Here is a 26,126-nt window from a genome sequence, read left to right as displayed (position 1 = left end):
CCGTCGTCTCAAGGATATCGAATCGCGCCCGAGCGGTCGGCCGCCGCTGTCCGGTCAGGCCGCAGCGGTTCCTTCGGGGGCGTCGCTCCCGATCAGTCGCGCCCGCTCGGCGAGGCGGGTGCGGAGGGCGGGCGGCAATTGCCGGGCCGACTTCACGCGCGGGAGGTCGAGCTCGGCGACGCTCGCCTCCGGCGCCTCCTGCCAATTGTCGAAGCGGCGGCGCGTCACATTGTCGACGAAGGTTTCGGCCGGCACGCCCTCCGCGAGGATCAGCGACTGGTCGTCGAGTTCGACGTGATAGTAGGTGAAGGTCGGCGGCATGGCGCTGCGGCGCCGGATGCTGGTGCCGTTCACCAGCGCGGCGGCCTGTACCAGCGTGCCGTCGACCAGCAGGGCATGATCGGGCGAGACCTCGAGGTCGCGCATCGGCAGGCCTTCGCCGAGCGCGCCGGCGCGGACCAGGATCGGCATGGCCCTGGAGGGATCGGCGAAGACGGTGGCGACCGTCTGCCGCGCCAGCCAGCGTACCGGCTTCGCCGTGCCCTCATGGGTCAGCACGAGATCGCCGGCCGCGAGCGTGTCGATGGCGGCTTCGCCGGCCGGCGTCGCGATCCGCGTGCCGGCGAGGAAACAGACGATCAGGTCCTGCTCGGTCACGGAGAGAACCGTGCCGAGGGCCAGGCTGGGATTGTCGGTGTTCAGGTAGTAGTCGCCGGCGAGTTCGGTGATGAAGCCATATGGCGTGTAGCCGATATAGACATCGAAATACCCGGTCCCAAATGGGTCACCCGAATAATAGATGAACTCACCGACGGAAAACGCATCGTCGGTGGTGTTATCCGTGGCGGTTGTCGGGTTTGGGGCGAATGTTTGAATGGTCGTTATGGTGGACGGGGTGCCGGAGGAAAACGTAACTTTATAAGAGCCAATTATACTGTAGTCCGCCATAGGTATGCGCCCCCTTGCGATGATCCGGTGAATGCTGAGAACACGGCGACGCAACTTCGCGGTCGTTGTTGTCAACGACGCGGTCGGAAGAACAATTCGACAATGGCGTGATTTTGTCGGGATACCCGATAGGCGTCAATTGCCGGAAGACACGAGAAGCTGGCGCAGGGCAAGTATTTGTTGTTTCGGCGCAAGAAAAGGCGAGGCCGAGGGCGTGGCGCCGGCTGCGCGCGTCTTTCGCTGCCTCACTGGATGGGGGTGGTGGCCCCGATCATGCCGGGCGAGTGGCCCCGGCGCGGCGCTGGGGCAGGGCGAGCCAGTGGAAGGAGCCAGAGGCGAAGGGGGGCTGTGGCAGCCTCGGTCCGGCGTCGCTCAAGGGCGCGCGCAGGTGGCCCCACGCGCGAGCCCCATGCGCGTCGGCGGCATGGCGCGACCGGCTGGCCCGGCTGTGATCGGGCGGCGTGCCGGGCTTTCTCTATAGAAGAGCGAGCCCGGCGAGAAACCTCTCCAACCCGGCGGCGTCGGTGAAGCGGTGGGCATGCAGCCCGGCGGCCAGCGCGCCGTCGATGTTCACCTGCTTGTCGTCGATCATCACCGCCTCCTGCGGCGCGGCGCCGTAAAGCGCGGCGAGGCGGCGGTAGATGTCCGGGTCCGGCTTCTTGGTGTTGAACTCGGCGGCGACATGCATGGCCGGGCCGAACACGTCGCGCAGGCCGGGCACCAGAAGGTCGAAATGCTCCTTCATGATGTGCCCGTTATTGGTGAGCAGCGCGATTGGCGTGCGCCGGCTCACCCTGAGCGCCAGCGCCACCGAGTCCGGGAACAGCGTCATGGCGAGGCCCCGCGTGCGGGCCCATTCCGCCCGGCCGAACGGCACGCGCAGCGCGGCGGAGATCGCGGCGAGATAGGCATCGGCATCGAGCCGGCCGGCATCGGCGGCATCCTCGATGCCGTCCTCCCAGATCAGCCGGGCGACGTCGTCGAGGCCGAGCCCGGCGAGCTCGGCGATCGCCTGCTGGCGCGCCGCCACATCGTAATGCAGCAGCACGTCGTCCATGTCGAAGATGACGAGGCGGGGAAGGGGGGAGGGAGCCATCGCCGCCCCCGTCACGGCAGGGCGTCGTATCCCTCGCCGAAGCCCTTGAGGCTCAGCGGGATGCCGATTCCCTCTTCCGGGGTCTGGAACACGATGAAGGTGGCGTTCTGCCCGGTGCGCAGCTGCTGCGTCAGTTTGTCGTCGAGCACCACCTCGGCGACGCAGCCATTCGGCACGCAGCGCACGAAGCCGGCGCGGCCGACATCGGCGTTGTCGATCTTCAGTCCGAGGCCGGAAGGCAGCAGCACGCCGAGCGGGGCGAGCACGCGCAGGAGGCGGCTCTGGCCATCGGCGGTCTTCAGCACGATGACGGTGAGGCCGACATTCGGCCGGTCGTCGGCCTGCACGCTCTGCAGCAGCACGCACTGCTCGGACTGGGCGCCGGGCGGCGTGTCGCAGCGGATCTGCCATTCGCCGTGCACCGAGCGCACGACGCCCTGGGCATGCGCCGACCCGCCGGCGAAGCCGAGCAGGACGAACACCGCCAGAATGGCAGGGTGGAGGGCCGGGAAGCCGCGCATGGGCCTTGTCTCCCAATCAGGATTAGTCGTTCCGGGCGAAACCCGGGACGACGATAATAACGAGCGGTGAAGAAAGGGCGAATCGCCACGCGGACGACGGCGCTCCTTCCCGGGTCCCGATCGGACCCCCGCGGCGCAAGGGGGTTACAAGGCTTCCACGCGATGTCAAGAATGCGGCGGCCGGTTCACGGCCTTGCGCCCCGCTTCCCGCGTTTTCCTGCGTTCACGTTGCCTTCATGCCCCTGCCGGACGGGCTCAATCGGGCCCGGACAGGGGTGTCGCGGGGGGTAGAACCGTTCCAGGCACCCGACGTCTTGTCGCAGAGGCAGAGGCGGTTGTTTCGTTGCCCGGTGGGTTATTTTGTGTTTGATGAAGATCAAATGTGACCGGCTGGCCCCGTCTTCCGGGGATCGATCGGAAGGACGGAGCGTCGAGGGGAGTGACGATCGCGATGAACGGGCGGACGAGCGATAATCGGACCAGCCGTAACTGGATCAGCCCCGCCCTGCGCACCGGCGCGGGGCTCGCCGGCGCCGCCGCCGGCCTTCTCGGACTGGCCGGGGCGGCCCTTGCCGACACCGGCAAGCCCTCGCCCTGGCAGATCAACTTCCAGGGCGCGGCGACCCCGGTGATGGAGAGTATCCACTCCTTCCATCTCTTCCTGCTCGCCATCATCGTCGCGGTGGTGCTGCTGGTGGCCGTGCTGATGGCCATCGTGGCGGTGAAGTTCAACGAAAAGGCCAACCCGGTGCCCTCGCGCACCACCCACAACACCCTCATCGAGGTGCTGTGGACGGTGGTGCCGGTGCTGATCCTGGTGGCGATCGCCATTCCCTCCTTCCGGCTGCTGTTCCTGCAGCTCGACCTGCCCAAGGCGGACCTCACGGTGAAGGTGACGGGCCACCAGTGGTACTGGTCCTACGAATATCCCGACAACGGCCCGTTCGGCTTCGACAGCATGATCGTGCAGGACGCCGACCTCCAGCCCGGCCAGCCGCGCCTGCTCGCGGTGGACAACGAGGTGGTGGTGCCGGTGGGCAAGAACGTCCGCATCCAGGTCACCTCGGCCGACGTGATCCACTCCTTCGCGGTGCCCTCCTTCGGCGTGAAGATCGACGCCCTGCCGGGCCGCCTGAACGAGAGCTGGTTCCAGGCGACCAAGGAGGGGGTGTATTATGGCCAGTGCTCGGAGCTGTGCGGCAAGGACCACGCCTTCATGCCGCTGGCCGTCCGCGTGGTGAGCGAGGCCGATTTCGCCGCCTGGGTCGAGGACGCCAAGAAGAAGTTCGCGGCGGCCGAGGCCCCGGCCCGTGTCGCCGCCAACGAGAATGCGCCGCTGCCGGCCGCCCGCTGACGGGACGGCGGGCCGGATCGGAAGCGGAGCGGGCTCGTCGGGCCCAGGGATTTAAGAAGCGCGCGCAAGCGGGCGAGTGAGGGACGGATCTATGGCGACACATGCAGCCGGTCATGCGCAGGGCCATCACGCGCATGGGGGAGACCCGACGGGTTGGAAGCGCTGGGTCTATTCGACCAACAACAAGGACATCGGCCTGATGTACCTGATCTTCGCCATCGTGGCGGGGATCGTCGGCGGCGCCCTCTCCATCGGCATCCGCATGGAACTGCAGCAGCCGGGGATGCAGATCTTCTCCGATCCGCAGACCTTCAACGTGTTCACCACCGGCCACGGCCTCATCATGATCTTCTTCATGGTGATGCCGGCGATGATCGGCGGCTACGGCAACTACTTCGTGCCGCTGATGATCGGCGCGCCGGACACCGCCTTCCCGCGCATCAATAACGTCGCCTTCTGGCTGCTGCCCCCGGCCTTCGCTCTGGCGATCCTCTCTTTGTTCGTCGAGGGCGCCGCCGGCTCCACCGGCTTCGGCGGCGGCTGGACCATCTATCCCCCGCTGTCGTCCAAGCTCGGCCATCCCGGCCCGGCCATGGACCTTTTGATCCTGTCGCTGCACATCGCCGGCGCCTCCTCGATCCTCGGCGCGATCAACCTGATCACGACGATCCTCAACATGCGCGCCCCGGGCATGACGCTGCACAAGATGCCGCTGTTCGCCTGGTCGCAGCTGGTCACCGCCTTCCTGCTGCTGCTGTCGCTGCCGGTGCTGGCCGGCGCGATCACCATGCTGCTCACCGACCGCAATTTCGGCACCACCTTCTTCGACCCGGCCGGCGGCGGCGACCCGATCCTGTTCCAGCACCTGTTCTGGTTCTTCGGCCACCCCGAAGTGTACATCCTGATCCTGCCGGGCTTCGGCATCATCTCGCACATCGTGGCGACCTTCTCGAAGAAACCGGTGTTCGGCTATCTCGGCATGGCCTACGCCATGGTCGCGATCGGCGTGGTCGGCTTCGTGGTGTGGGCGCACCACATGTACACGGTCGGCCTGTCCTCCTCGACGCAGGCCTATTTCGTGGCGGCGACGATGATCATCGCGGTGCCGACGGGGGTGAAGATCTTCTCCTGGATCGCCACCATGTGGGGCGGCTCGCTCTCGTTCCGCACCCCGATGCTGTGGGCCTTCGGCTTCATCTTCCTGTTCACCGTCGGCGGCGTGACCGGCGTGGTGCTCTCCAACGCCGGCATCGACCGCTCGCTGCACGACACCTATTACGTGGTGGCGCATTTCCACTACGTGCTGTCGCTGGGCGCGGTGTTCGCCATCTTCGCCGGCTGGTACTACTGGGCGCCGAAGATGTTCGGCTACATGTATTCCGAGACCATCGGAAAGCTGCATTTCTGGCTCACCTTCATCGGCGTGAACCTGGTGTTCTTCCCGCAGCACTTCCTCGGCCTCGCCGGCATGCCGCGCCGCTATGCCGACTATCCGGACGCCTTCGCCGGCTGGAACTTCGTCTCCTCGATCGGCTCGTATATTTCGGGCTTCGCGGTGCTGGTGTTCCTGTTCGGCATCTACCGCATGTTCGCCGCCAAGGTGCCGGCTGGCGCCAATCCGTGGGGCGAGGGTGCCACCACGCTGGAGTGGACTTTGCCCTCGCCGCCGCCGTATCACCACTTCGACGTGCTGCCGCGCATCAAGTGAGGGCGGGACGGACCCGATGACCAACCGGACGGCGCGCCCCTCGCGGCGCCCTGCCCGGCAGACAACGCAAACGCCACCCCTCGGGGCGGTGTCTCCGACGAAAGCGCCGCCCGCGCGGCGGCGCAGTGAAGCCGCAGGCGCCGCCACGCGCGGCGCTGGAGTGACGAGATGACCGACGTCGCATCGCGCGATTACGACCTCACCGCCAAGGAGCGCCCGCTCGACGGGCCGTCCTATGCCTCGGCGTCCGACTATTTCGCGCTCCTGAAGCCGCGGGTGATGTCGCTCGTCGTGTTCACTGCGCTGGTCGGCATATTGCGCGCGCCGGGCGACGTGCATCCGGTGATCGGCTTCACCGCGCTCCTGTGCATCGCCATCGGCGCCGGCGCCTCCGGCGCGCTCAATATGTGGTGGGACGCCGACATCGACGCGGTGATGAGCCGGACCAAGCGCCGGCCGATTCCCGCCGGGCGCATCACCCCGCGCGAGGCGCTCGCCTTCGGCATGACGCTGTCGGTCGGCTCGGTGATCGTGCTCGGCCTGCTGGTCGACGAACTGGCGGCGGCGCTGCTCGCCTTCACCATCTTCTTCTATGTCGTGATCTACACGATGTGGCTGAAGCGCTCGACGCCGCAGAACATCGTCATCGGCGGTGCTGCCGGCGCCTTCCCGCCCATGGTGGGCTGGGCGGCCGCCTCGGGCGGCATCGGCCTCGAAAGCGTGATCCTGTTCCTGATCATCTTCTTCTGGACCCCGCCGCATTTCTGGGCGCTGTCGCTCTACAAGGCCGACGATTACGCCCGCGCCGGCGTGCCGATGCTGCCGGTGGTCGCCGGCCCGGACGAGACGCGGCGGCAGATCCTGCTCTACACGCTGCTGCTGGTGCCGCTCGCCATGTCGCCCTGGTTCCTGGGCATGGCCGGCCTCGCCTATGGCGTCATCTCCGGCATCGCTGGGGCGATGATGCTGGCGCTCGCCGTGAAGGTGTACCGCATCCGCGAGGGCGCGGCGGCGACCAAGGCGTGCAAGCAGCTGTTCGGCTTCTCGATCCTCTATCTGTTCACGCTCTTCGCGGTGCTGCTGGTCGAGGCGCTGCACGTGCCGTCCTGGCTCTCCGGGCTCGGGATCTGAGCCGATGGCGCAAGGGAGCCTGACCATGGCCGAGCCGGAGACCCAGCGCCGCGATGCGTTGTCCGAGACCAAAGGGCAGCCCGAGACCAAGGCCGGCCCGCCGCCGTTCGACGGCGTGGTGCTGACCGAGGAGCAGCGCCGCAGCCGCCGCTCGCGCTCGGTGGCGATCGCCCTCGTGCTCGGCGCGCTGTGCCTGCTGTTCTACGTCGTCACCATCGTGAAGCTCGGCCCCGCCGTGCTGATCCGGCCGCTGTGAGGCGCCGATGAGCGAGACGCCGACCAGCGAGACGTCCCGCCCGGACCGCGATTCCGCCGCCGACCGCGCCACCGCGCGCCGGCACGGGCTGGTGGCGGCGGGCTGCGTCGCCTTCGTCGCGCTGATGGTCGGCGCCGCCTATGCCTCGGTGCCGCTCTACCAGCTGTTCTGCCGGGTGACCGGCTTCGGCGGCGCCACCCAGGTGGCCTCGAGCGCCCCCGCCGCCACCTCCGACCGCGAGATCGAGATCCGCTTCGACGCCAATGTGGCGCCCGGCCTGTCCTGGCGCTTCGGGCCGGAGCAGCGCACGGTGACGGTGAAGCTCGGCGAGACCAAGCTGATCTTCTACCGGGTCGAGAACACCGGCTCCACGCCGGCGACCGCGACGGCGAGCTACAACGTCACCCCGGCGCAGGCCGGCTCCCACTTCGCCAAGATGCAGTGCTTCTGCTTCACCGACCAAACGTTGCAGCCCGGCGAGGCGCTGGACATGCCGGTGGTGTTCTTCGTTGATCCGGCGCTGGCCGACGATCCGGACGCCACGGGCGTGAACAGCATCACCCTGTCCTACACCTTCTTCGCCAAGACCAACGTTGCCAAGACCAGCGTCGCCAACACCAGCGCCGGGACGCCGGAGCCGGCGGCGGGGCGGCCGAAGGCGGGCGAGGCGGACAAGTCCCCGCTCTAGGGCGTTCCCCTCGCCGGAAGGGCCGGCGCGTGGGACAGGGCCTGGGAGCGGCAAGCCGGCGACGCGAGGCCGGCGACGAGATTGGCAGGGCGGCCGCCGTGGCACGGCCGGCCACGGGCTCCGACATGGCCCAGGGTTCGGCCTTGCCGGGGCGCCGGTCCGGCAAAGGGGCACCGGCCCAGGCAGGGCTTCGGCCCGGCGGGCGGAAACGCCGCAGCTGGGTCGTGACCTAGAGGCAGAACGACACATTGCGGCCGCAAAATCGGACCGCTAGGAATAAGACGGAACGGAGAGCGCGACCCATGGCCGAGGCCCACGCCAAGCAGCACGACTACCACCTCGTCGATCCGAGCCCGTGGCCGTTCGTGGTTTCGATCTTCGCCTTCGTGCTGGCGGTCGGCGCCGTGTTCTGGATGCACGGCCAGCTCACCTCGCTGGTGATGATCGTCGGCCTGCTCGGCGTCATCTACACGATGGGCGTGTGGTGGCGGGACGTCATCCGCGAGGGCCAGCAGCACTACCACACCCGCGTGGTGCAGCTGCATCTGCGCTACGGCATGATCCTGTTCATCGCCTCCGAGGTGATGTTCTTCGTCGCCTGGTTCTGGGCGTTCTTCGACGCTTCGATCTATGCCGGCGAGGCGATCAACTACACCCGCGCCGAGTTCACCGGCGGGCATTGGCCGCCGCAGGGCATCGAGACCTTCGACCCCTGGCACCTGCCGCTGCTCAACACGCTGATCCTGCTGACCTCCGGCACCACGCTGACCTGGGCGCACCATGCGCTGGTGCATGGCGACCGCCAGCAGGCGAAGTGGGGCCTGTGGTGCACGGTGGCGCTCGGCGTGCTGTTCTCCAGCCTGCAGGCCTATGAATACAGCCACGCGACCTTCGCCTTCTCCGGCAACATCTACGGCGCCACCTTCTTCATGGCGACCGGTTTCCACGGCTTCCACGTCATCGTCGGCACCATCTTCCTCGCCGTGTGCCTCGGGCGGCTCTATGCCGGCCACTTCACCCCGACCGCGCATTTCGGCTTCGAGGCGGCGGCCTGGTACTGGCACTTCGTCGACGTGGTCTGGCTGTTCCTCTTCACCTTCATCTATGTGTGGGGCGGCGGCGCTGTCGCCGCGCACTGAGCGACGCGCCGGAGACATCCGACGACAGATTTGGCGGGGCGGCCGGGGCCGCCCCGCTTGCGTTTCGGGCGGGTATTCCGGGGCGCGGGCGCACCGGAACGGTTACGGCTGCCCGGTCTTTCGGGAGGCGGTCATCATCCCCGCACCGCACCCCGCCCGGGGCGTGAAGGCCGAGCGGTGAGGCGCGCGTGACAGATAGCGTCGGTTACCGGACGGGACGCTGTGCGTTACCCGTCGTGGCGAGCCGCCTGCCGCAGCTTATCCGCCGGGCGTCACCCGCCATGGCGCGGCCGGGATCGCCGGGGCGGCCGCGGCGGGAAGGTCTGTCGATCGGCGTCCGGCCGGGGCCGGGATCGGGGCTGCGGCCGATACGGGCCGGCGGCGATGTGCGGACCATGCCGTGCCGGTCCGGTCTCGATATGCCGGTGGCGACGTGCCGATGGGGACGGCCGCGTTCGGGCGGCGCCGCCCGGATGGGACCGGGGAGGCGGGCGGGAGCCGGCCCGGATCGGCGGGGACGCTCGTACGGCTCATTAGCGGCGGCCGCATGCCGGTGGCGTCGCCGCGTGGGAAGCTGATATGAACGCGGGCGACGCCGGGCGACGTCGCGGTGGCCCGCCCGCTCTTACGGCCGACCGACGGAGACGGCCGCGAGACACGGAGAATATGCCGCGCGGCCGGGCCGGACGGCGACATGGAGGGCGCGCCGCGCGGTCGAGCCGCGCGGTGAGGGAGAGACGAGAATGGACCTGCAACCCTTCCACGCCGGCGTCTCGCCCTATGCGGCCGGGCTGACCTGCCGCTGCCCGCGCTGCGGCCAGGGCAAGCTGTTCTCCGGCTTCCTCACCGTCGCTCCCGCCTGCACGCGCTGCGGGCTCGACTACTCCTTCGACGATTCCGGCGACGGCCCGGTGGTGTTCATCATCCTCGCCGCCGGCTCGCTGGTGGTCGGCCTCGCTCTGTGGGTCGAGCTCAGCTTCACCCCGCCGCTCTGGGTGCATGCGCTGCTGTGGACGCCGCTGGTGCTGATCTCCACGCTCGGCCTGCTGCGCCCGCTGAAGGCGACGCTGATCGCCCTGCAATACGCCAAGCAGGCGGAGCAGGGCCGGCTCGACAAGGGTGAGCCGTGAGCGAGCCTGCATCCCCCGTCCGCCGCCGGATGAAGCCCGGCCGGGTCATCGGCCTGATCGCCAGCGGCCTCGCCCTCGCGATACTGGTGTCGCTCGGCGTCTGGCAGCTGGAGCGGCTGGCTTGGAAGCAGGGGCTCATCGCCAAGGTCGACGCCCGCATCCACGAGGCGGCGGTGCCGGTGCCCGACGAGCAGGACTGGGACGAGGTCGATTTCGAGGACGACGAATACCGTCGGGTGAACGTCACCGGTCGGTTCCGCCACGATCTGGAGGTGCAGGTCTACACGCTCGCCGACCAGACGCCGGATGGCGGTGGCGGGCCCGGCTACTGGGTGATCACGCCGCTGGTGACCGCTGAGGGCGCGGCGATTCTGATCAATCGCGGCTTCGTGCCGATGCGGCTGAAGAACCCGGCGGAGCGGACCCAGGGACAGGTCGACGGCGCGGTGACCGTTACCGGGCTGATCCGCATGCCGGAGGAGGGCGGGCTGTTCACGCCGTCCAACGATCCCGGCAAGGATGCCTGGTATGTGCGCGACCCCTTCGCCATCGGCGAGGCCAAGGGCCTGCTGCGGGTGGCGCCGTTCCTCATCGACGCCGACGCCGCGCCCAATCCCGGCGGCTGGCCGCAGGGCGGGCTGACGCGCATCGCCTTCCCCAACCGGCATCTCGAATACGCGCTGACCTGGTTCGGCCTCGCGGCCTCGCTGGCCGGCGTCGGGGTCGCGGTGCTGTGGCGGCGGAGAAGGGGATAGGCTGTGGGCTCATGGGGCCACAGGTCGCGGAGCCACAGGTCGCGGAGCCACAGGTCATGGAGCCACGGGCGCATCGAGGCGAGCCGGGCCATGGCGGGGACATTGGACGCGCGCTGATCGCAACGGGCGGCGACACGGCGGAAGGGCTTCAACTTGGAGAAGAGCCGCTCGATGAGGTTGCGTTCGCGGCAGGGCCTGAATCAGGACGCGGCGCCCAGTGGAACCCCTCGATCGGCGGTGACGATAGCCTGCCGCAGCTCCGGGTCGATCCCTGTCCACGCCGTCTCGGGGACGAGCCTCAGATCAACACCCTGCTCACGCGCGGCATCGCCGATCTGCCCGAACCAGGCCGCATAAGTCCGTTCGCGCGGCTTGGGGCCATACAGGCACGCCCGTTCAGCGTCCCAATGAACCTCCATCGCCTCACGGTACATGAACGGGAACGCCGCCGTCGCGGGCTTCACCCAAAGCGATCCGCCGTCATCGATCCCAATCGCTTCGATCGCGTCCGTCTGCATCGTGGCTCCCCGTGCATGATGCAGCCAGGCTCGGAGACTGACAATTTTCATGAGTTCGCGACCTCGGTAGCGGGTCACGGCGGGGCGTTTGCGGTGCGGTAGCCGAGATGCTTGCCTCGCGGGCGCGCCGCCACTAGGTTGCGGCGCTTTCCGGCGGCCCCGCGCCGCCCGATCGGTTCCAGTGGAGGCGCGAGCTTGCGCTATATCTCGACACGCGGCGAAGCGCCGGCGCTCGCCTTTTCCGATGCCCTGCTGGCCGGGCTCGCCCGCGATGGCGGGCTCTATGTGCCCGAGGCCTATCCGGCGCTCGCTCCCGCCGACATCGCCCGCCTCGCCGGCCATTCCTATGCCGAGGTCGCCGGCCGGGTGATCGCGCCCTTCGTCGACGCCGCCTTCGCGCCCAAGGTGCTGGCGCCGATGCTGGAGGAGGCCTACGCCTCCTTCCGCCATGTCGCGACGACGCCGCTGGTGCAGATCGCGCCGAACCGCTTCGTGCTGGAGCTGTTCCACGGCCCGACGCTGGCGTTCAAGGACGTCGCCATGCAGCTGCTCGGCCGCATGATGGACCATGTGCTGAGCGAGCGGGACGCCCGCGCGACCATCGTCGGCGCCACCTCCGGCGACACCGGCTCGGCGGCCATCGAGGCGTTCCGTGGCCGCGCGCGCACCGATGTATTCATCCTCTATCCGGCGGGCCGCGTCTCCGAGGTGCAGCGCCGGCAGATGACCACGGTGGCGGACGCCAATGTCCACGCCATCGCGGTGGAAGGCACCTTCGACGACTGCCAGGCGCATGTGAAGGCGCTGTTCAACGACCACGCCTATCGCGACCGGCTGGCGCTCGCCGGGGTGAACTCGATCAACTGGGCGCGCATCGTCGCGCAGGTGGTTTATTACTTCTATGCCGGCGTGGCGCTGGGCGCGCCGCACCGTCCGGTGTCCTTCGTGGTGCCGACCGGCAATTTCGGCGACATCCTCGCCGGCTATGTCGCCAAGCAGATGGGCCTGCCGGTGGCCCGGCTCGCCATCGCCACCAATGTGAACGACATCCTCGCCCGCACGCTGGCCACCGGCCGCTACGAGGTGACCGGGGTGGTGCCGTCCTCCTCGCCCTCGATGGACATCGAGGTGTCCTCGAATTTCGAGCGGCTGCTGTTCGACGCGCATGACCGCGACGCCGGGGCGGTGCGCGGGCTGATGGCCTCGCTGGCGCAGTCCGGTTCGTTCTCGCCGCGCAACGAGGCGCTCGCCGCCATCCGCGCCGAATTCGACGCCGGCCGCGCCGACGAGGCCGAGACCGCCGCCACCATCGCCCGGGTGCGGCGCGAGGCGGGCTACCTCCTCGACCCGCACACCGCCGTCGCGGTGGCGGTGGCCGAGAAGCTGAAGCACGACCCGAAGGTGCCGCAGGTGGTGCTGTCCACCGCGCATCCGGCGAAGTTCCCCGACGCGGTCGAGAAGGCCTGCGGCGAGCGCCCGGCGCTGCCGCCGCATCTCGCCGACCTGCTGGAGCGCCCCGAGCGCACGCCGACGCTGCCGAACGACATCGCGGCGATCCGTGCCTATATCGAGGCGCATGCCCGCATCGCGGCGAGCGCGTCATGAGCGGTGCCCCTGTGAACACGCCGCGCATCACCACGCTGGAGAACGGCGTCACCGTCATCACCGACGCCATGGGCCACCTCGCCACCGCCTCGCTCGGCATCTGGGCCGGGGCGGGCTCGCGCGACGAGGTGTCGAACGAGCACGGCATCTCGCACCTGCTCGAGCACATGGCGTTCAAGGGCACGCGCCGGCGCTCGGCCCGCGCCATCGCCGAGGAGATCGAGGCGGTGGGCGGCGACATCAACGCCGCCACCAGCGTCGAGCACACCTCCTATCATGCCCGCGTACTCGCCGAGGACGTGCCGCTGGCGGTCGACGTGCTCGCCGACATCCTGACCGAGCCGGCCTTCGACCCCGAGGAGCTGGCGCGCGAGCGCAACGTCATCGTGCAGGAGATCGGCGCCGCGCTCGACACGCCGGACGATCTGGTGTTCGACCTGTTCCAGGAGCGGGCCTTTCCCGGCCAGCCGGTGGGACGCTCTATCCTCGGCACGCCGGCGAGCGTGAAGTCGTTCCGGCCGGACGACCTGCGCACCTATCTCGATCGCAATTACCGCGCCGAGCGGATGATCGTCGCCGGTGCCGGGGCGATCGACCATGATCGCCTGGTCGAGGAGGCCGGCCGGCGGCTCGCCACGCTGCCCCGCGGCGACAAGCCGGCGGCGGTGGCCGCGGAATACAAGGGCGGCGTCGAGATCGGCGACGGACGCGAGCTCGAACAGGCGCATGTGCTGATCGGCCTCGAAGGCCTGTCCTATCGCGATCCCGGCATCCACGCGCTGCAGGTGTTCACCAACATCCTCGGCGGCGGCATGTCGTCGCGGCTGTTCCAGGAAGTGCGCGAGAAGCGCGGGCTCTGCTACGCGGTCTATGCCTTCCACTGGAGCTATGGCGACACCGGGCTGTTCGGCGTCTATGCCGGCACCGACGCCGGCGATCTCGGCGAACTGGTCAATGTCGTGGTCGACGAGATCGGCGCGACCGCCGAGACCATCACCGAGGCGGAGCTCAACCGTTCCAAGGCGCAGGCCAAGGTCGGGCTGCTGACGGCGCTGGAGAGCTCCGGCGCCCGCGCCGACCAGCTCGCCCGGCAGATGCTGGCCTTCGGCCGGCCTATCCCGCTGGAGGAGATCATCGCCAAGGTGGAGGCGGTGACGCTGGAGGACGCCCGCGCCGCCGGGCGGCGGCTCATCGCCGGCGGCAAGGCCGGCGCCCGGCCGACCTTCACGGCGCTGGGACCGCAGAAGCCTCTTGAATCCGCCGCGCGCTTCGCCGAACGTTTGGGTTCAGGCTGAATCCCTCGGCCCGAACGTCCGTCGACCCCATGGCTCTGTTCCGCAGCGTTTCCTGGCCGGAGCCGCCCTCGCTGATCGAAGGCGAGGGCGTCGTCCTGCGCATGCCGCTGATGTCGGACTTCGCGGCCTGGGCGACGCTGCGCGACGAAAGCCGGACCTTCCTCGCGCCGTGGGAGCCGCTCTGGCCGGCGCATGACCTGACGCGCGGCGCCTTCCGCCGCCGCATGCGCCGCTACGCCCGCGACCTCAAGGAGGACAGCGCCTACCCGTTCCTGGTGCTGCGCGCCACCGACCGGGTGCTGCTCGGCGGGCTGTCGCTCTCCAATGTGCGGCGCGGCGTGACGCAGACGGCGAGCCTCGGCTACTGGATGGGCGCGCCCTTCGCCGGCAAGGGCCACATGACGGCGGCGGTGCGGGCGCTGCTGCCCTATGCGCATGGCACGCTCGGCCTGCGGCGCATCGAGGCCGCCTGCCTGCCGAGCAACCAGCCCTCGATCCGGCTGCTGCAGAAGGTCGGCTTCCGCCGCGAGGGCTATGGTCGGGAATATCTCTGCATCAACGGCGTGTGGCAGGACCACCTGCTGTTCGCCCGGCTCTCCAGCGATCCGGTGGCGCCGGCCCCGACCCCGGCGCGCCCGACCCTGGTGCACGACGCCGATGAAGGACGGGGCGGCTGAGCCGAATCGTTGGGCCGGGCGGGTCCGGCGGGCTACGGGGTCGCGGCGTCGCCAGATCTTTCACCGAGTTCTCGGGCTGATTCCTCAGGCGAAGTCCTTGGGGCTGAGTCCTTGGGGCGGAGTCCTTAGGGTGGAGTCTTGCACCGTCTCTTGCAGCGTATCGGCACGCGGGGATGGCAGGGTGCCGGGTGCCCCGGTAGTGTTCGGCAAGGCTTCAGTCTGGAATGCATATAAAAAGAAGTCGCCACAGACTAGAAATCCTAAAAACTGTGGCCGTGCGAAGATGAATATTCGCGTCTGTGATCGGCTGATCGGGTTTTGCCGATTGACGGCGGGGCAGATTGACGCGAGAAGATAAGTACAGGCAGAAATTTAGAATTATTCTAAATAGCTCGTCACTTGGTTCCGCCGCACGATGATTGTGTGTTCGTGTAACGTGCTCTCCGACACGCAGGTCCGCGCCGCCATCGCCGATCCCGAGGCGAGCGTGCGCACGGCCGGACAAGTGTATCGTTGCCTCGGCTGCAGCCCGCAATGCGGCCGCTGCGCTCGCACCATCCGCAAGCTGATCGACGACATCAACGCCGCCCCGGCCTGCGGCGCCTGCCCGCTGGAATGCGCGGTGAAGGACCATGCGCACGATCACGTTCATGCACACGGCCACGCGCACGAGCATGCCCATACCGCCGAGCAGATGCTCGCCGACCTCATGCCGGCCAATCTGCTGGCGGCGGAATAGCCGCTTCTCCTCCCCGATCCTGACCGACTGACCTCGCGCCGGCGCTGGCTCGCCGGCTTGCGCGCGCCCCGCCACGCGATCGTCCGCCGATCGCGTGGATAATCGCGTTCGTCCCCCGTTCGCGTCTTGTCATTCGATTGGAACAATTCTAAAAAGAGCGCGCTTACCCATTGCGTACCAATCGAGAGGCAAGGCCATGAAGGGCGACAGCAAGGTCATCGAATATCTCAACCGCGGCCTGCGCTCCGAGCTGACGGCGATCAACCAGTATTGGCTGCATTATCGCATGCTCGACAACTGGGGCTTCAAGAAGCTGGCGGCCAAGTGGCGCGCCGAGTCGATCGAGGAGATGCAGCACGCCGACAAGTTCGTCGACCGCATCCTGTTCCTCGAAGGCTTCCCCAACCTGCAGGTGCTCGACCCGCTGCGCATCGGCCAGGACATCAAGGAAGTGATCGAGTGCGACCTCGCCGCCGAGATCGAGGCGCGCGCGCTCTACCAGGAAGCCGCCTCCTATTGCGACGAGGTGAAGGACTATCCGAGCCGCGACCTGTTCAAGGAACTGATGGCGGACGAGGAAGGCCATATCGACTTCCTCGAGACCCAGCTCGACCTCATCGGCCGGCTCGGCGTGCAGCTCTACGCCCAGCACCATATCGGCGATCTGGACTGAGGCGAGCCGGACCGGCGGATGTCGCGGGGCCATTCGGTCCCGCTGCCGCCCCCGTGGAGCGAGGCCGGTCGGGAGACCGGCCTTTTTCATGCGCGGAGCGTCCCGCTGGCCTCGGCAGGGGCGCTCCGGCGAGCTTGCCCGGCGAGGCGGCCGGTGGCCTAGCTCGCCAGCTCCGGCAGGTTGCGATAGCACTCCAGCGCCTCGGGATTGGCCAGCGCCTCGGTGTTCTTCACCGGCCGGCCATGCACCACCTCGCGCACCGCGAGCTCGGTGATCTTGCCCGAGCGGGTGCGCGGAATGTCCGCCACCGCGACGATCTTCGCCGGCACGTGGCGCGGCGAGGCGCCGACGCGGATCTGCGTCTTGATGCGCTTGTCCAGTTCGGCGTCGAGTACCGTGCCGGCCTTCAGCCGCACGAACAGCACGACGCGCACATCATTGTCCCATTCCTGGCCGATGGCGATGGCCTCCAGGATCTCCGGCACCTGCTCGGCCTGCGCGTAGATCTCGGCGGTGCCGATGCGCACGCCCTGCGGGTTCAGCGTCGCGTCCGAGCGGCCATGGATGATGATGCCGCCATGGCGCGTCCATTCGGCGAAGTCGCCGTGGCACCAGACATTGTCGAAGCGCTCGAAATAGGCCGCGTGATACTTGGCGCCCTCGGGATCGTTCCAGAACATCACCGGCATGCAGGGGAAGGGGCGGGTGCAGACCAGCTCGCCGCGCTCGCCGGTGATCGGCTTGCCGTCGTCCGACCAGACCTCCACCGCCATGCCGAGGCCGGGTGCCTGGATCTCGCCGCGATAGACCGGCGAGGTGGGATCGCCGAGCACGAAGCAGGAGACGATGTCGGTGCCCCCCGAGATCGAGGCGAGGTGCAGGTCCGGCTTGATCGCCTCATAGACATAGGCGAAGTCGGCCGGCGCCAGCGGCGAGCCGGTGGAGGTGATCGCCTTCAGCTTCGACAGGTCGTGCGTGTCGACCGGGCGCAGGCCCTCCTTGCGCAGCGAATCGATGTATTTCGCCGAGGTGCCAAACAGCGCGAAGCCCTCCTTCTCGGCATAGTCGAACAGCACCGAGGGGGCCGGGGCGAAGGGCGAGCCGTCGAACAGGCAGAGGGTGAGGTCGCTGGCGAGGCCGGAGACCAGCCAGTTCCACATCATCCAGCCGCAGGTGGTGAAGTAGAACAGCCGGTCGCCCGGATGCAGGTCGCAGTGCAGCCGGTGCTCCTTGATGTGCTGCAAGAGCGTGCCGCCGCCGCCATGCACGATGCATTTCGGCACCCCGGTGGTGCCGGAGGAGAACAGGATGAACGCCGGGTGGTTGAACGGCACCCGCTCGAAGGCGAGCGGCGCCGGGGCGAACGGGGCGATGAAGGCGTCGAGGGAGATGCCGTTCGGCAGCCCGGCCGCCACCTCGTCGGCCTCGCCGAGATAGGGGACGACGATCGTCTTCGCCGCGCTAGCCAGATGCGGCACCACGGCTTTCAGCTTGTCGCCGATGGGCACGCGCTTGCCGTTGTACCAGTAGCCGTCCACCGCGACATAGAGCTTGGGCGCGATCTGGCTGAAGCGGTCGAGTATGCCATGCTCGCCGAAATCCGGCGAGCAGGAGGAGAAAATGGCGCCGAGCGAGGTCGCCGCCAGCATGATGGCGATGGTCTCCGGCAGGTTGGGCATGGTCGCCGCCACCCGGTCGCCGATGCCGACGCCGGCCGCCTTCATCGCCTGCTGCAGGCGGGAAACCAGGGCGGTGAGCTCGCCGAAGCTGACGCGCCGCTCCACCTTGTCCTCTCCGCGGAACACGAGGGCGAGGCTCGCGGGATCGCGCGGGCGCAGCAGGTTCTCGGCATAGTTGAGCCGCGCCTGCGGGAAGAAGACCGCGCCGGGCATCTTGTCGCCATCGACCAGGCTCGGGCCGGCGCGTTCGCCGATCACCTCGCCGAGCTCCCACACCGCCTCCCAGAAGGCGGCGGGCTCGGCGATCGACCAGGCGTGCAGGTCGCGGTAATCGGCCAGACGGGTGCCGTGGCGTTCGTTGACGGTGCGGATGAAGGCGACGACGGCGGTACGGGCGACCCGCTCCTCGCTCGGCGTCCACAGCGGCAGATCGTAGTCCGCACTCATCAAGCGTGCCCTCCCAGGCTTCCAGCAGCGACGTTCCATTGGCGGTGGTCGGCCGGCTTTTGTCGAGTGTTTGCCGTGCCCGGCGAATTCATAGCGCCCGGTCCACAACTTGTCAGGCCATGAAACAGACACAGAGGAACAGGATGTTGCAGTGTGCCGGCAATTGGATTTATGCCAGTTCCCAGCCGGTCGACGACGGGAGGGGTGCTTCGTCGGGTTGAAATGCACGGGCAGGCGCAGCAAGCGGAATGCCGACGGGGTTGTGGCGACACGCAATGAGAAAACTGCTGGCGATCCTGCTGCTGCCGCTGCTTCTCGTGGTGGTCGGCGCCGCCCTCGCTCCCAAGCTCGCCTCACAGGAACGGTTGCGGGCCGAAGCGCTCGGCCTGATGCGCGCCGCCACCGGGCTCGACGCCGCCATTGACGGCTCGGTGCGCTTCTCCGTGCTGCCCTGGCCGGCGCTGGAGATGGAGCGGGTGCGCATCGGCCAGCGCGACGGCATCGGCCTGACCGTGCCGCAGCTGCGGATCGTGCTCGACCTGCTACCGCTGGTCACCGGAACCGCCCGCGCCGACTACATCGCGCTGGCCAATCCGTCGCTGACCGTTCCCGACCGGGTTTCCAATAGCGACATGCTCGCCGGGCTGCTGCGCCGCATCGGCGCCGGCACCGTCTCCGGCGAGATCCGGGTGATGGACGGCCTGTTGCGCCTCGCCGACGACGACGGCGACTTCACCACCACCGCGCGGATGAACGCCACCATAAGCTGGCGGGGCGGCAGCTCGCTGACCCTCGACGGCGGCTTCATCTGGCACGACCAGCCGATGGATGTCGACGTCGCCTTCTCGCAGCTCGCCGCGCTGGCCGAGGACCGGCCCGCCCGGCTGCGCGCCTCCGCGACCGGGCCGCTCGGCGACCTGTCCTATGAGGGCAGCTTCGGCTTCGCCTCCGGCTTGTCCGGCGAGGGCGCCGTCTATATCGCGGCGCGCTCGGCACGCGCGGCGCTCGACTGGCTCGACCTCGACGCGCCGACCGAAGGCGGCTTCGGCCCCTTCGCGCTGAAGGCGGATATGCTTTATTCCGGCAAGTCGGCGTCGCTGAGCCGGGTGCGGCTCGAACTCGACGGCAATGTCAGCGAGGGCGGCTTCACCCTGCGCCTCGACGAGGGCCGCCCGCAGGTTCAGGGCTCGCTCGCCGCCGGCACGCTCGACCTCGCGCCCTATGGCCAACTGGTGCTCGCCTCGCCGGACGGCCGCGACTGGAGCCGCGACGCGCTCGACACCAAGCGGCTGGGGCGCTTCGACCTCGATCTGCGGCTCTCGGCCGCTGAGGTGCGCTCCGGCGCGGCCAAGCTGGAACGCCTCGCCGCCAGCGCGGTGGTGAAGGGGGGCAAGCTGTCGCTGGCCATTGGCGAGGCCGAGGGCTGGCAGGGCATCTTCCGCGCCTCCGCCCAGGTGGCGCCGGCGCCGGCCGGCACCGAGGTGCGGGTCGAACTCGCCTGCGAGGACGTCGCGCTGGCCCAGGCGCTCGGCGACCTGTTCCGTACCCAGCGGCTGGAGGGAACCGGCTCGTTCCGCCTGACCGCCACGGGTACGGGGACCGACATCGCCGGCATCGTCAACAGCCTCGACGGCAGCTTCCGGCTGGAAGGCGCCAATGGCGCGCTGGTCGGCCTCGACGCGGCGCGCATCCTGTCGCGGCTGGCCGAGCGCCCGTTGTCCGGCGTCGGCAATCTGCGCGGCGGCCGTACCGCCTTCGACACCGTCGCGGCGGAAGCGACCATCACCGGCGGCGTCGCCGACCTCACCGCCTTCTCGATGGACAGCACGCGCCTCGCGGTGCGCATGACCGGCACCGCCTCGCTGCTGGCGCGCGACCTCGACCTTGCCGGCACCGCCATGCTGAAGGACGCCAGCGGCAAGGCGAGCCCGTTCGAGCTGCCCTTCGTGGTGCGCGGCGATTGGGACGACCCGCTGCTGCTACCGGATCCGCAGGCGCTGATCCGCCGCTCCGGCGCGGCGCGCCCGCTGTTCGGCCCGCGCATGGAGGCGACCGGGATCCTGGCGCCGACGCCCTGAGCCTCCCGCAGGCGGGAACGTTCAGTCTGTCACGCGCGAGGCCGTTCCCGCTGCAGCCGCAGCCGGGCGAGTTTCGCGGCGCCTGCCGGCTGTAAGGCCTATTCCGCCAGCACCCGGGTCGAGGGGAAGGTGATCTCCACCAGCGTGCCGGAATCCACCGCCGAGCGGATGGAGAAGGAGGCGCGGTTGGCTTCCGCCAGCGCCTTGGTCAGCGGCAGGCCGAGCCCGGTGCCGCCCGAGCCGGACTGGCCGGAGGTGACGATCTGCCGGAACGGCTCCATCGCGATGGCGATGTCGGCCTCCGACATGCCGATGCCGGTGTCGCGCACCCTCAGCACCACCTCGCCCTGCGCGGTGAGCGCCGTCGACAGGATCACCTGTCCGCCCGGCCGGGTGAACTTCACCGAGTTCGAGACGAGATTGAGCACGATCTGCCGGATCGAACGCGCATCCGCCACTACCGGCGGCAGGTCGGCGGCGAGCGAGGAGCGGATGATGATGCGCTCGCGGTTCGCCTGCGGTTGCATGATCGCCATGCCCTGCTGGACGATCTCGTTGAGCGCGACGCTGGTGAAGGACAGATCGAGCTTGCCGGCCTCGATCTTCGACAGGTCCAAGAGGTCGTTGATCAGCGAGATGAGGTGGCCGCCGGAGGAGTGGATGTCGCGCAGATAGTCGCGGTAGCGCTGGTTCTCCACCGGCCCGAAGCGCTCCTCCATCATCACCTCGGAAAAGCCGATGATGGCGTTGAGCGGGGTGCGGATCTCGTGGCTGATCTTGGCGAGGAAATCCGACTTCGCCATGTTGGCGCGCTCGGCGAGCCGCTTGGCCTCGGTGAGTTCCTCCTCGGCGCGCTTCCACTGGGTGATGTCGCGCAGCACCGCGCAGAACTTGCTCGAATCCTCGCCGACTCGGCCGACCGTCATGAACAGCGGGATCAGCCCGCCCTCGCGCACCCGGCCGATCACCTCGCGCCCGTCATTCAGCACGCTGGCGACGCCGTTGGAGGCGAGCCCGTCGAGATAGTCGACGGCGCCGCGCTGGCTCTCGGGAGCGAAGAGCAGGGTGAAGTTCTCGCCCTGCACCTCGGCGGAATCGAAGCCGAACAGCGCTTCCGCCGGGCGGTTCATCGAGAGGATGACGCCCTGCGCGTCGATCAGCACCACGCCGTCGGTGGCGGTGTCGAGGATGGAACGCAGCTCGCGGGCGGTGGCCTCGGACTGGCGCAGCGTGAGCTCAGCCTGGCGCAGCCGCTCGTCCGCCGGCTCGCCGAGGCGGCGCAGCAGGTGCAGCATGGCCGGGGTGCCGTCCCACGGCGCCGACATCAGCCGCGCCTCGACGGCGATCGGCGCGCCGGTGCGCGGCAGGATCGACAGCGCCGCGCCGTCGTCGCTGTCGTCATTGCCCTGGGCCGAGAGCGGGCTGCCGAACAGGGCGGAGAGGCCGCCAGCCGCCTGCATGGCGCCGGTGTCGCTGTAGCCGGTCCAGTCGAGCAGGGTGCGGTTGGCGTAGAGCAGCCGGTCGCCGCGCCAGGCGACGAGGCCGACGGGCAAGCGATCGAGCACCGGGCGCTCGGCGTCGGAGAGGCTGCGGCGCAGGCCCTCGGGAGGACGAGGCTCCGCCGGGGCGATCGCGGCGGCGGGCGGCGGGCTTGTCGGCGGTGCCGGCGTGGGGGCGGCCGGCGCCGGCGCGGAAGGCCGAGACGTGTGGGGCTCCGCTGCCGTCGATGTCGAGGCCGCCGGCGGGGCAGGCGCGATGTCGATATCGGCGGCCGGCGCTTCGTCCGAGGACGTGTCGGCCGGGTCGACATCCATGCCCTCGATGCGGGCGCCGAGCGCGCGGGCGATCTCGCGGAAGGCGTTGCGCTCGCCGGTCGACAGGCCTTCCCAGGAGGCGCGCGCCGCATCGCCCCGGGCGGCGTCGGCGCGGCCGTTCTCGCCGGCGCGCAGCGGCACGACATTCGGGATCGGCGGCACCAGGCTGAGGGTGGGGCGCGGCAGGTCCGGCGCGGCGGGGGAGGGCGGAGCCGCCGGGATCAGGGCCTCGGTCTCGGCAGGAATCTGTGCGGCAGGAATCTGTGTGGCAGGAATCTGTGTGGCAGTCGTGGGCGCGGCAGGCGTCGGCTCTGCGGGAGGAGCAGGCGACGGCGTCTTGACTGGGGGTAGGCTGGATGCGGCGAGCGTCGGCGCGTCGATGCGCTCCTTCAGCACGCCGAAGCCGCGCATGCCGCCCTCACGCAGCGGCGCGCCGCCAAGTTCGGCCCGCAGCGTCTCGCCGCGTGCACCCGGCAGCTCGACCGGCAGATGGGTGAAGCTCACCCCGGCGATGACGGCGTCATGCGCCTGCGGCGCGCCGAGCTCGGCCCAGCTGCGGCCGGCGATCTCCTGCGCCGAACGGCCGAGCAGGGTGCCGAGCTGCGCGGCGGTCGGATCGAGCCGGCCATCGCCGCCGGTGCGCCAGGTGAAGCGCTGACCGGGGGCCGGCGGCCGGGCGGCCTCCACAGGGGTGGGCTCCAAAGAGAGGGGCGCCACCAGCGGCGGCTCGGCAACCAGCGGGATCGACGGCGCAATCGCGGCCTGCGGGGGAGCAGCGGGTTCGGGCGTCGGGGCCTGTTCGGGCACCGGCATCTGGAAGGCGGGCGCGAGGGTGGCCGGCAGGGCATCGAGCGCGACCAGGAGGATGGCGCGCCGGGCGCCGGTGCCGATCAGCGTGCAGGCGACGGTGACCGGGGTCAGCCGCGCCGGCAGGCGCAGCCTTTCCAGCCGATGGCCGGCGGTGGTGCGGGCGGCAGCGCTGCGGGCGGCGAGGCCGGCGAGATCGCGGGCCAGCCGAAGCGACGACGCATCGGCCGTAGCGGGAGCGACCGAGGCGGGGCCGACCAGCGCGCGGCCGGCCGCATTGCCGGCGAGCAGGCGGCCGGCGGCGTCGATCAGCAGCGCCGGCGCCGCAGCGGCCAGCGTGGCCGCGATGCGGGGCTCGGCGAGCAGCGTCGCCAGTCCGCCGGCTCCTGCCGCGTCATGTCCGTCGGTCGGTGTCGTCATAAACCCGAACTGTACGCTCCGCACGGGACAAGGAAAAACACTCGGAATGCCGCCGGCGGGCAGCTTTCACCGCCATAATAATAGGGCTGCCGCCGCCCCGACGCCATGGCGCTGCGGCGGCCGGTAGGCAGCTTCGCGTTTCGCGGTTAACCGGATGCCACCAGGGCGGGTCTCGATTCCATTTGCCTTTCGCAGTGCAAACGATACTTTAGTCGTAGGTGCCGCTGCGCATGGACGCGGGCGCGGACAGCGATATGATGAAAATCATCACCTCCAGGAGGACGCCGATGGCCCAGGATCCCAAGCTGGACATTCCAAACCACCTGCGGAACTTCGCTGAACAGGGAGTCGGCCAGGCCCGCTCCGCCGTCGATAACCTGTTCGGTGCTGCGCACAAGGCGCTGAGCGATGTCGAACGCCGGGTTGATGCGGCGCAGCAAAACGCCCGCGACCTCGGGCGGACCACGGTCGACTTCGCCGAGACCAATATCGCCGCCGTCTTCGATTTCATCGCGCGGCTGGCGCGGGCGGGCTCGCTGGAGGAATGGAACCGGCTTAACGCGGCCTTCGTGGCCGAGCAGACGCAGCGGCTCAGGGAGCAGGCGCGGGTACTGTCCAAGGCCGGCTTCGCCGGCGCCGAGGATGGCGCCGCCCGCCCCGCCGAACGGTCCCGGCCGTCCGGCGCCGTGCGCACGACCGCGAGGGCTGCCGCCCCGCTGCGTCCGGCGGCGCGGCCCGCGCCGGCTAAACCTGTTGCTGCCAGGCCCGTTGCGGCCAAGGCTGTCGCTCCCCAGGCTGCGCTCAAGCCGGCGGCCAAGCCCGTCGCGGCAAAGTCCGCTGTTGCGCCCGAGGTGAAGGCCGCTAGCGCGACGCCTGCCGCCGTCAAGGCTCCCGCACCCGTGGCGACGGCACCGGCCGTCAAGGTGCCGGCTGCCAAGGCAGCGCCGAAGTCCGTGGCTACCCGGCGTGCGGTGGCCAAGCGCGCTGCTCCCAAGGCCGCTGCTCCCAAGGCCGCTGCTCCCAAGGCTGCTGCTCCTAAAGCCGCGGCGGCGAATGGTGCTAAGCCTGTGGCCCTCGCGGCTCCTGTTGCGCCGGTGCCTGCCGCTGCCAAAGCGTCGGCGCCCCCCAAGAAGGCCGCCGCGCCCAGGGCGTCCGCCGGTGCGCGCAAGCCCCGCGTGGCCGCCCCTGCCGCGGCTTCGCCGGCCGCCGCTTCTCCCCCCGTGGCCGCGCCTGCCGAAACCGCGCCGGCCGTCGAGGCTGCCGGCGTGCCGCCGGCATCGACCACCCCCACGGCGCAGGAGTAGGGTCTCTGCGGTGAGGCCTTTGTCATGGTGCCGTGCAACACTCCGGCGCCGGCGACGTTAGTCCGCTGAGAGCACCCTCCGGGGAGTGGATCAAAAAATCCGCACAGACGGGTTGATTGTGCATTGCAATATGATATTGCATTGCACAAATAAACGATGCGAAGTCGGAAAGGGCGGGATACTCCCCGCTCGCGTTTTCCGAGCGCCGCCCAGTCCGCGCCGATGGCCGGACCGGGCAACTTCATCGAGCACCCGTGAACGCGAGGACAAACCCATGACCGAGGCTGCTGCCACCCCGACCCCGAAGAAGACCGCCAAGGCCGCCACCGCGGCGTTCGAAGCGGCGCTACCCAAGTTCGATCTGCCCAAGTTCGATCTGCCCAATCTCGAAGTGCCCGCCGCGGTGCGCGAGATGGCCGAGAAGGGCGTGCAGAATGCCCGTGACGCCTATGAGAAGATGAAGACCCACGCGGAGGAGACCACCGACCTCCTCGAGGATACCTATTCGACCGCCTCCAAGGGCGTCGCCGAATACAACACGCTGGCGCTGGAAGCCCTGCGCACCAATGTGAACTCCACCTTCGACTATTTCAGCGCCCTGCTCGGCACCAAGAGCTTGTCCGAGGCGGTGGAGCTTTCCACCGGCCACCTGCGCAAGCAGTTCGACGTGCTCTCCGCCCAGGCCAAGGACCTCTCCGTGCTGGCCCAGAAGGTCGCGAACGAGACCGCCGAGCCGATCAAGGCCTCGGTCGAGAAGACCATCAAGAAGGCGTCCTGACGCCCTCTCGCCATCCGGCATCGCAAAGGCCCGGCCCGCACCCCGCGAGCCGGGCCTTTTTGCGTCCGCAGGGGACCGCTTTTCGGGATGCGGGAATTCGCCGCGCCGTCTCGGCCGTTGCCTTGACTCCGCCTCATGGCCTGCCTATCTCGGCTGCGGCTTTGGCACTCGCTTTTGCTGAGTGCCAGCCGGCCTGCCCCATTCAGGCGTCAAGCCGGCGCCGTGCCGGCGCCATAGAGAAATAGCCGAGGATCACCGATGGCCAAGCTCAAGTTCCGTCCCCTGCACGACCGCATCGTGGTGAAGCGCATCGACGCTGAAGAGAAGACCGCCGGCGGGATCATCATCCCCGACAGCGCCAAGGAAAAGCCCTCGCAGGGCGAAGTCGTCTCCGTCGGGCCCGGCGCCCGCGACGAGGCCGGCAAGCTGGTTCCGCTCGACGTGAAGGCCGGCGACAAGGTGCTGTTCGGCAAGTGGTCGGGCACCGAGGTGAAGCTCGACGGCACCGACTACCTCATCATGAAGGAATCCGACGTCATGGGCATCGTCGGCTGACAGCGGCCGCC

Annotated in this window: 23 protein-coding genes and 1 pseudogene; 17 read left to right on the top strand and 7 right to left on the bottom strand. The window is 69.3% G+C overall.

The annotated features are described in order from the left end of the window. Positions 1-54: 54 nt before the first annotated feature. From LGR54_RS10440 to LGR54_RS10430, 3 genes are all read right to left on the bottom strand, one after another. On the bottom strand, positions 55-948 hold the full coding sequence (locus tag LGR54_RS10440) for a Hint domain-containing protein (RefSeq protein WP_230361891.1): 894 nt from the start codon (positions 946-948) through the stop codon (positions 55-57). A gap of 475 nt (positions 949-1,423) precedes the next feature. Then, a complete protein-coding gene (locus tag LGR54_RS10435; protein WP_230361890.1) occupies positions 1,424-2,044 on the bottom strand; it encodes an HAD-IA family hydrolase in 621 nt (206 codons plus the stop codon). An 11-nt stretch (positions 2,045-2,055) separates the two neighbouring features. After that, on the bottom strand, positions 2,056-2,565 hold the full coding sequence (locus tag LGR54_RS10430; protein WP_230361889.1) for an invasion associated locus B family protein: 510 nt from the start codon (positions 2,563-2,565) through the stop codon (positions 2,056-2,058). A gap of 451 nt (positions 2,566-3,016) precedes the next feature. Here LGR54_RS10430 and coxB point away from each other — a divergent pair, with 451 nt between their 5' ends. The 8 genes from coxB (at position 3,017) to LGR54_RS10390 (ending at position 10,726) form a co-directional block, all read left to right on the top strand. Then, complete coding sequence (gene coxB, locus LGR54_RS10425) at positions 3,017-3,919, top strand: cytochrome c oxidase subunit II (RefSeq protein ID WP_230361888.1); 903 nt, start codon at positions 3,017-3,019, stop codon at positions 3,917-3,919. Between the two features lie 91 nt (positions 3,920-4,010). Next, a complete protein-coding gene (gene ctaD, locus LGR54_RS10420) occupies positions 4,011-5,627 on the top strand; it encodes a cytochrome c oxidase subunit I (protein WP_230361887.1) in 1,617 nt (538 codons plus the stop codon). A 168-nt stretch (positions 5,628-5,795) separates the two neighbouring features. Beyond that, a complete protein-coding gene (locus LGR54_RS10415; RefSeq protein WP_230361886.1) occupies positions 5,796-6,758 on the top strand; it encodes a heme o synthase in 963 nt (320 codons plus the stop codon). Positions 6,759-6,762: 4 nt separating this feature from the next. Further along, the gene (locus LGR54_RS10410; protein ID WP_230362097.1) at positions 6,763-7,014 is read left to right on the top strand and encodes a hypothetical protein; all 252 of its coding nucleotides are present in this window, start codon (positions 6,763-6,765) and stop codon (positions 7,012-7,014) included. 7 nt (positions 7,015-7,021) lie between these two features. After that, a complete protein-coding gene (locus LGR54_RS10405; protein WP_230361885.1) occupies positions 7,022-7,702 on the top strand; it encodes a cytochrome c oxidase assembly protein in 681 nt (226 codons plus the stop codon). A gap of 302 nt (positions 7,703-8,004) precedes the next feature. Then, positions 8,005-8,841, top strand: coding sequence for a cytochrome c oxidase subunit 3 (locus tag LGR54_RS10400; RefSeq protein WP_230361884.1), 837 nt, complete (start codon positions 8,005-8,007; stop codon positions 8,839-8,841). Positions 8,842-9,584: 743 nt separating this feature from the next. Then, complete coding sequence (locus tag LGR54_RS10395) at positions 9,585-9,971, top strand: DUF983 domain-containing protein (protein WP_230361883.1); 387 nt, start codon at positions 9,585-9,587, stop codon at positions 9,969-9,971. Further along, positions 9,968-10,726 (top strand): SURF1 family protein, encoded by a 759-nt coding sequence (locus LGR54_RS10390; protein ID WP_370638179.1) that lies wholly within the window; start codon positions 9,968-9,970, stop codon positions 10,724-10,726. Before LGR54_RS10395 ends, LGR54_RS10390 begins: the two co-directional genes overlap by 4 nt. Before the next feature lie 59 nt (positions 10,727-10,785). Here LGR54_RS10390 and LGR54_RS10385 read toward each other — a convergent pair. Beyond that, a pseudogene (locus tag LGR54_RS10385) lies at positions 10,786-10,914 on the bottom strand (IS5/IS1182 family transposase); the annotation flags it as partial. Positions 10,915-10,926: 12 nt separating this feature from the next. Continuing rightward, positions 10,927-11,244, bottom strand: coding sequence for a hypothetical protein (locus LGR54_RS10380; RefSeq protein WP_230361882.1), 318 nt, complete (start codon positions 11,242-11,244; stop codon positions 10,927-10,929). A 195-nt stretch (positions 11,245-11,439) separates the two neighbouring features. Between LGR54_RS10380 and thrC the strand changes: the two genes are divergently transcribed. The 5 genes from thrC (at position 11,440) to bfr (ending at position 16,233) form a co-directional block, all read left to right on the top strand. Then, positions 11,440-12,849 (top strand): threonine synthase, encoded by a 1,410-nt coding sequence (gene thrC, locus LGR54_RS10375; RefSeq protein WP_230361881.1) that lies wholly within the window; start codon positions 11,440-11,442, stop codon positions 12,847-12,849. Continuing rightward, positions 12,846-14,144: a pitrilysin family protein gene (locus LGR54_RS10370; RefSeq protein ID WP_230361880.1), complete on the top strand. Its 1,299-nt coding sequence runs from the start codon at positions 12,846-12,848 to the stop codon at positions 14,142-14,144. Before thrC ends, LGR54_RS10370 begins: the two co-directional genes overlap by 4 nt. Before the next feature lie 29 nt (positions 14,145-14,173). After that, positions 14,174-14,821 carry a GNAT family N-acetyltransferase gene (locus LGR54_RS10365; RefSeq protein WP_214011304.1) on the top strand — a complete coding sequence of 216 codons (648 nt, stop codon included), beginning with the start codon at positions 14,174-14,176 and terminating at the stop codon, positions 14,819-14,821. A gap of 415 nt (positions 14,822-15,236) precedes the next feature. Continuing rightward, positions 15,237-15,560, top strand: a complete 324-nt coding sequence (locus tag LGR54_RS10360; protein WP_230361879.1) for a bacterioferritin-associated ferredoxin — start codon at positions 15,237-15,239, stop codon at positions 15,558-15,560. Positions 15,561-15,756: 196 nt separating this feature from the next. Beyond that, the gene (gene bfr, locus LGR54_RS10355) at positions 15,757-16,233 is read left to right on the top strand and encodes a bacterioferritin (protein ID WP_230361878.1); all 477 of its coding nucleotides are present in this window, start codon (positions 15,757-15,759) and stop codon (positions 16,231-16,233) included. A 158-nt stretch (positions 16,234-16,391) separates the two neighbouring features. On the opposite strand, the gene LGR54_RS10350 is transcribed toward bfr, so the two are convergent. Further along, complete coding sequence (locus tag LGR54_RS10350) at positions 16,392-18,359, bottom strand: acetoacetate--CoA ligase (protein WP_230361877.1); 1,968 nt, start codon at positions 18,357-18,359, stop codon at positions 16,392-16,394. A 275-nt stretch (positions 18,360-18,634) separates the two neighbouring features. On the opposite strand from LGR54_RS10350, the gene LGR54_RS10345 reads away from it, so the two are divergent. Then, positions 18,635-20,437: an AsmA family protein gene (locus LGR54_RS10345; protein WP_230361876.1), complete on the top strand. Its 1,803-nt coding sequence runs from the start codon at positions 18,635-18,637 to the stop codon at positions 20,435-20,437. A 98-nt stretch (positions 20,438-20,535) separates the two neighbouring features. Here LGR54_RS10345 and LGR54_RS10340 read toward each other — a convergent pair whose 3' ends face one another. Beyond that, positions 20,536-23,478: an ATP-binding protein gene (locus LGR54_RS10340; protein WP_230361875.1), complete on the bottom strand. Its 2,943-nt coding sequence runs from the start codon at positions 23,476-23,478 to the stop codon at positions 20,536-20,538. A gap of 254 nt (positions 23,479-23,732) precedes the next feature. Here LGR54_RS10340 and LGR54_RS10335 point away from each other — a divergent pair, with 254 nt between their 5' ends. The 3 genes from LGR54_RS10335 to groES all read left to right on the top strand — a co-directional run bounded on the left by LGR54_RS10335 (position 23,733) and on the right by groES (position 26,115). After that, positions 23,733-24,782, top strand: coding sequence for a phasin family protein (locus LGR54_RS10335; RefSeq protein WP_230361874.1), 1,050 nt, complete (start codon positions 23,733-23,735; stop codon positions 24,780-24,782). Between the two features lie 274 nt (positions 24,783-25,056). Further along, positions 25,057-25,560, top strand: a complete 504-nt coding sequence (locus LGR54_RS10330; protein ID WP_230361873.1) for a phasin — start codon at positions 25,057-25,059, stop codon at positions 25,558-25,560. 258 nt (positions 25,561-25,818) lie between these two features. After that, a complete protein-coding gene (groES, locus tag LGR54_RS10325; RefSeq protein ID WP_214011312.1) occupies positions 25,819-26,115 on the top strand; it encodes a co-chaperone GroES in 297 nt (98 codons plus the stop codon). The last annotated feature ends 11 nt before the right edge of the window (positions 26,116-26,126 follow it).

The sequence above is a fragment of the Ancylobacter sp. Lp-2 genome (genome assembly GCF_020523795.1).
Classification (GTDB): domain Bacteria; phylum Pseudomonadota; class Alphaproteobacteria; order Rhizobiales; family Xanthobacteraceae; genus Ancylobacter.
Note: the sequence above shows the minus strand (reverse complement) of the source record. Positions and strands in the feature narration are given on the sequence as shown.

Bases quoted from the DNA above. Each gene is read 5' to 3' on its own strand.
- LGR54_RS10440 (WP_230361891.1), bottom strand. From the start codon at position 948: ATGGCGGACTACAGTATAATTGGCTCTTATAAAGTTACGTTTTCCTCC.
- LGR54_RS10435 (WP_230361890.1), bottom strand. From the start codon at position 2,044: ATGGCTCCCTCCCCCCTTCCCCGCCTCGTCATCTTCGACATGGACGAC.
- LGR54_RS10430 (WP_230361889.1), bottom strand. From the start codon at position 2,565: ATGCGCGGCTTCCCGGCCCTCCACCCTGCCATTCTGGCGGTGTTCGTC.
- coxB (WP_230361888.1), top strand. From the start codon at position 3,017: ATGAACGGGCGGACGAGCGATAATCGGACCAGCCGTAACTGGATCAGC.
- ctaD (WP_230361887.1), top strand. From the start codon at position 4,011: ATGGCGACACATGCAGCCGGTCATGCGCAGGGCCATCACGCGCATGGG.
- LGR54_RS10415 (WP_230361886.1), top strand. From the start codon at position 5,796: ATGACCGACGTCGCATCGCGCGATTACGACCTCACCGCCAAGGAGCGC.
- LGR54_RS10410 (WP_230362097.1), top strand. From the start codon at position 6,763: ATGGCGCAAGGGAGCCTGACCATGGCCGAGCCGGAGACCCAGCGCCGC.
- LGR54_RS10405 (WP_230361885.1), top strand. From the start codon at position 7,022: ATGAGCGAGACGCCGACCAGCGAGACGTCCCGCCCGGACCGCGATTCC.
- LGR54_RS10400 (WP_230361884.1), top strand. From the start codon at position 8,005: ATGGCCGAGGCCCACGCCAAGCAGCACGACTACCACCTCGTCGATCCG.
- LGR54_RS10395 (WP_230361883.1), top strand. From the start codon at position 9,585: ATGGACCTGCAACCCTTCCACGCCGGCGTCTCGCCCTATGCGGCCGGG.
- LGR54_RS10380 (WP_230361882.1), bottom strand. From the start codon at position 11,244: ATGCAGACGGACGCGATCGAAGCGATTGGGATCGATGACGGCGGATCG.
- LGR54_RS10370 (WP_230361880.1), top strand. From the start codon at position 12,846: ATGAGCGGTGCCCCTGTGAACACGCCGCGCATCACCACGCTGGAGAAC.
- LGR54_RS10365 (WP_214011304.1), top strand. From the start codon at position 14,174: ATGGCTCTGTTCCGCAGCGTTTCCTGGCCGGAGCCGCCCTCGCTGATC.
- LGR54_RS10360 (WP_230361879.1), top strand. From the start codon at position 15,237: ATGATTGTGTGTTCGTGTAACGTGCTCTCCGACACGCAGGTCCGCGCC.
- bfr (WP_230361878.1), top strand. From the start codon at position 15,757: ATGAAGGGCGACAGCAAGGTCATCGAATATCTCAACCGCGGCCTGCGC.
- LGR54_RS10350 (WP_230361877.1), bottom strand. From the start codon at position 18,359: ATGAGTGCGGACTACGATCTGCCGCTGTGGACGCCGAGCGAGGAGCGG.
- LGR54_RS10345 (WP_230361876.1), top strand. From the start codon at position 18,635: ATGAGAAAACTGCTGGCGATCCTGCTGCTGCCGCTGCTTCTCGTGGTG.
- LGR54_RS10340 (WP_230361875.1), bottom strand. From the start codon at position 23,478: ATGACGACACCGACCGACGGACATGACGCGGCAGGAGCCGGCGGACTG.
- LGR54_RS10335 (WP_230361874.1), top strand. From the start codon at position 23,733: ATGATGAAAATCATCACCTCCAGGAGGACGCCGATGGCCCAGGATCCC.
- LGR54_RS10330 (WP_230361873.1), top strand. From the start codon at position 25,057: ATGACCGAGGCTGCTGCCACCCCGACCCCGAAGAAGACCGCCAAGGCC.
- groES (WP_214011312.1), top strand. From the start codon at position 25,819: ATGGCCAAGCTCAAGTTCCGTCCCCTGCACGACCGCATCGTGGTGAAG.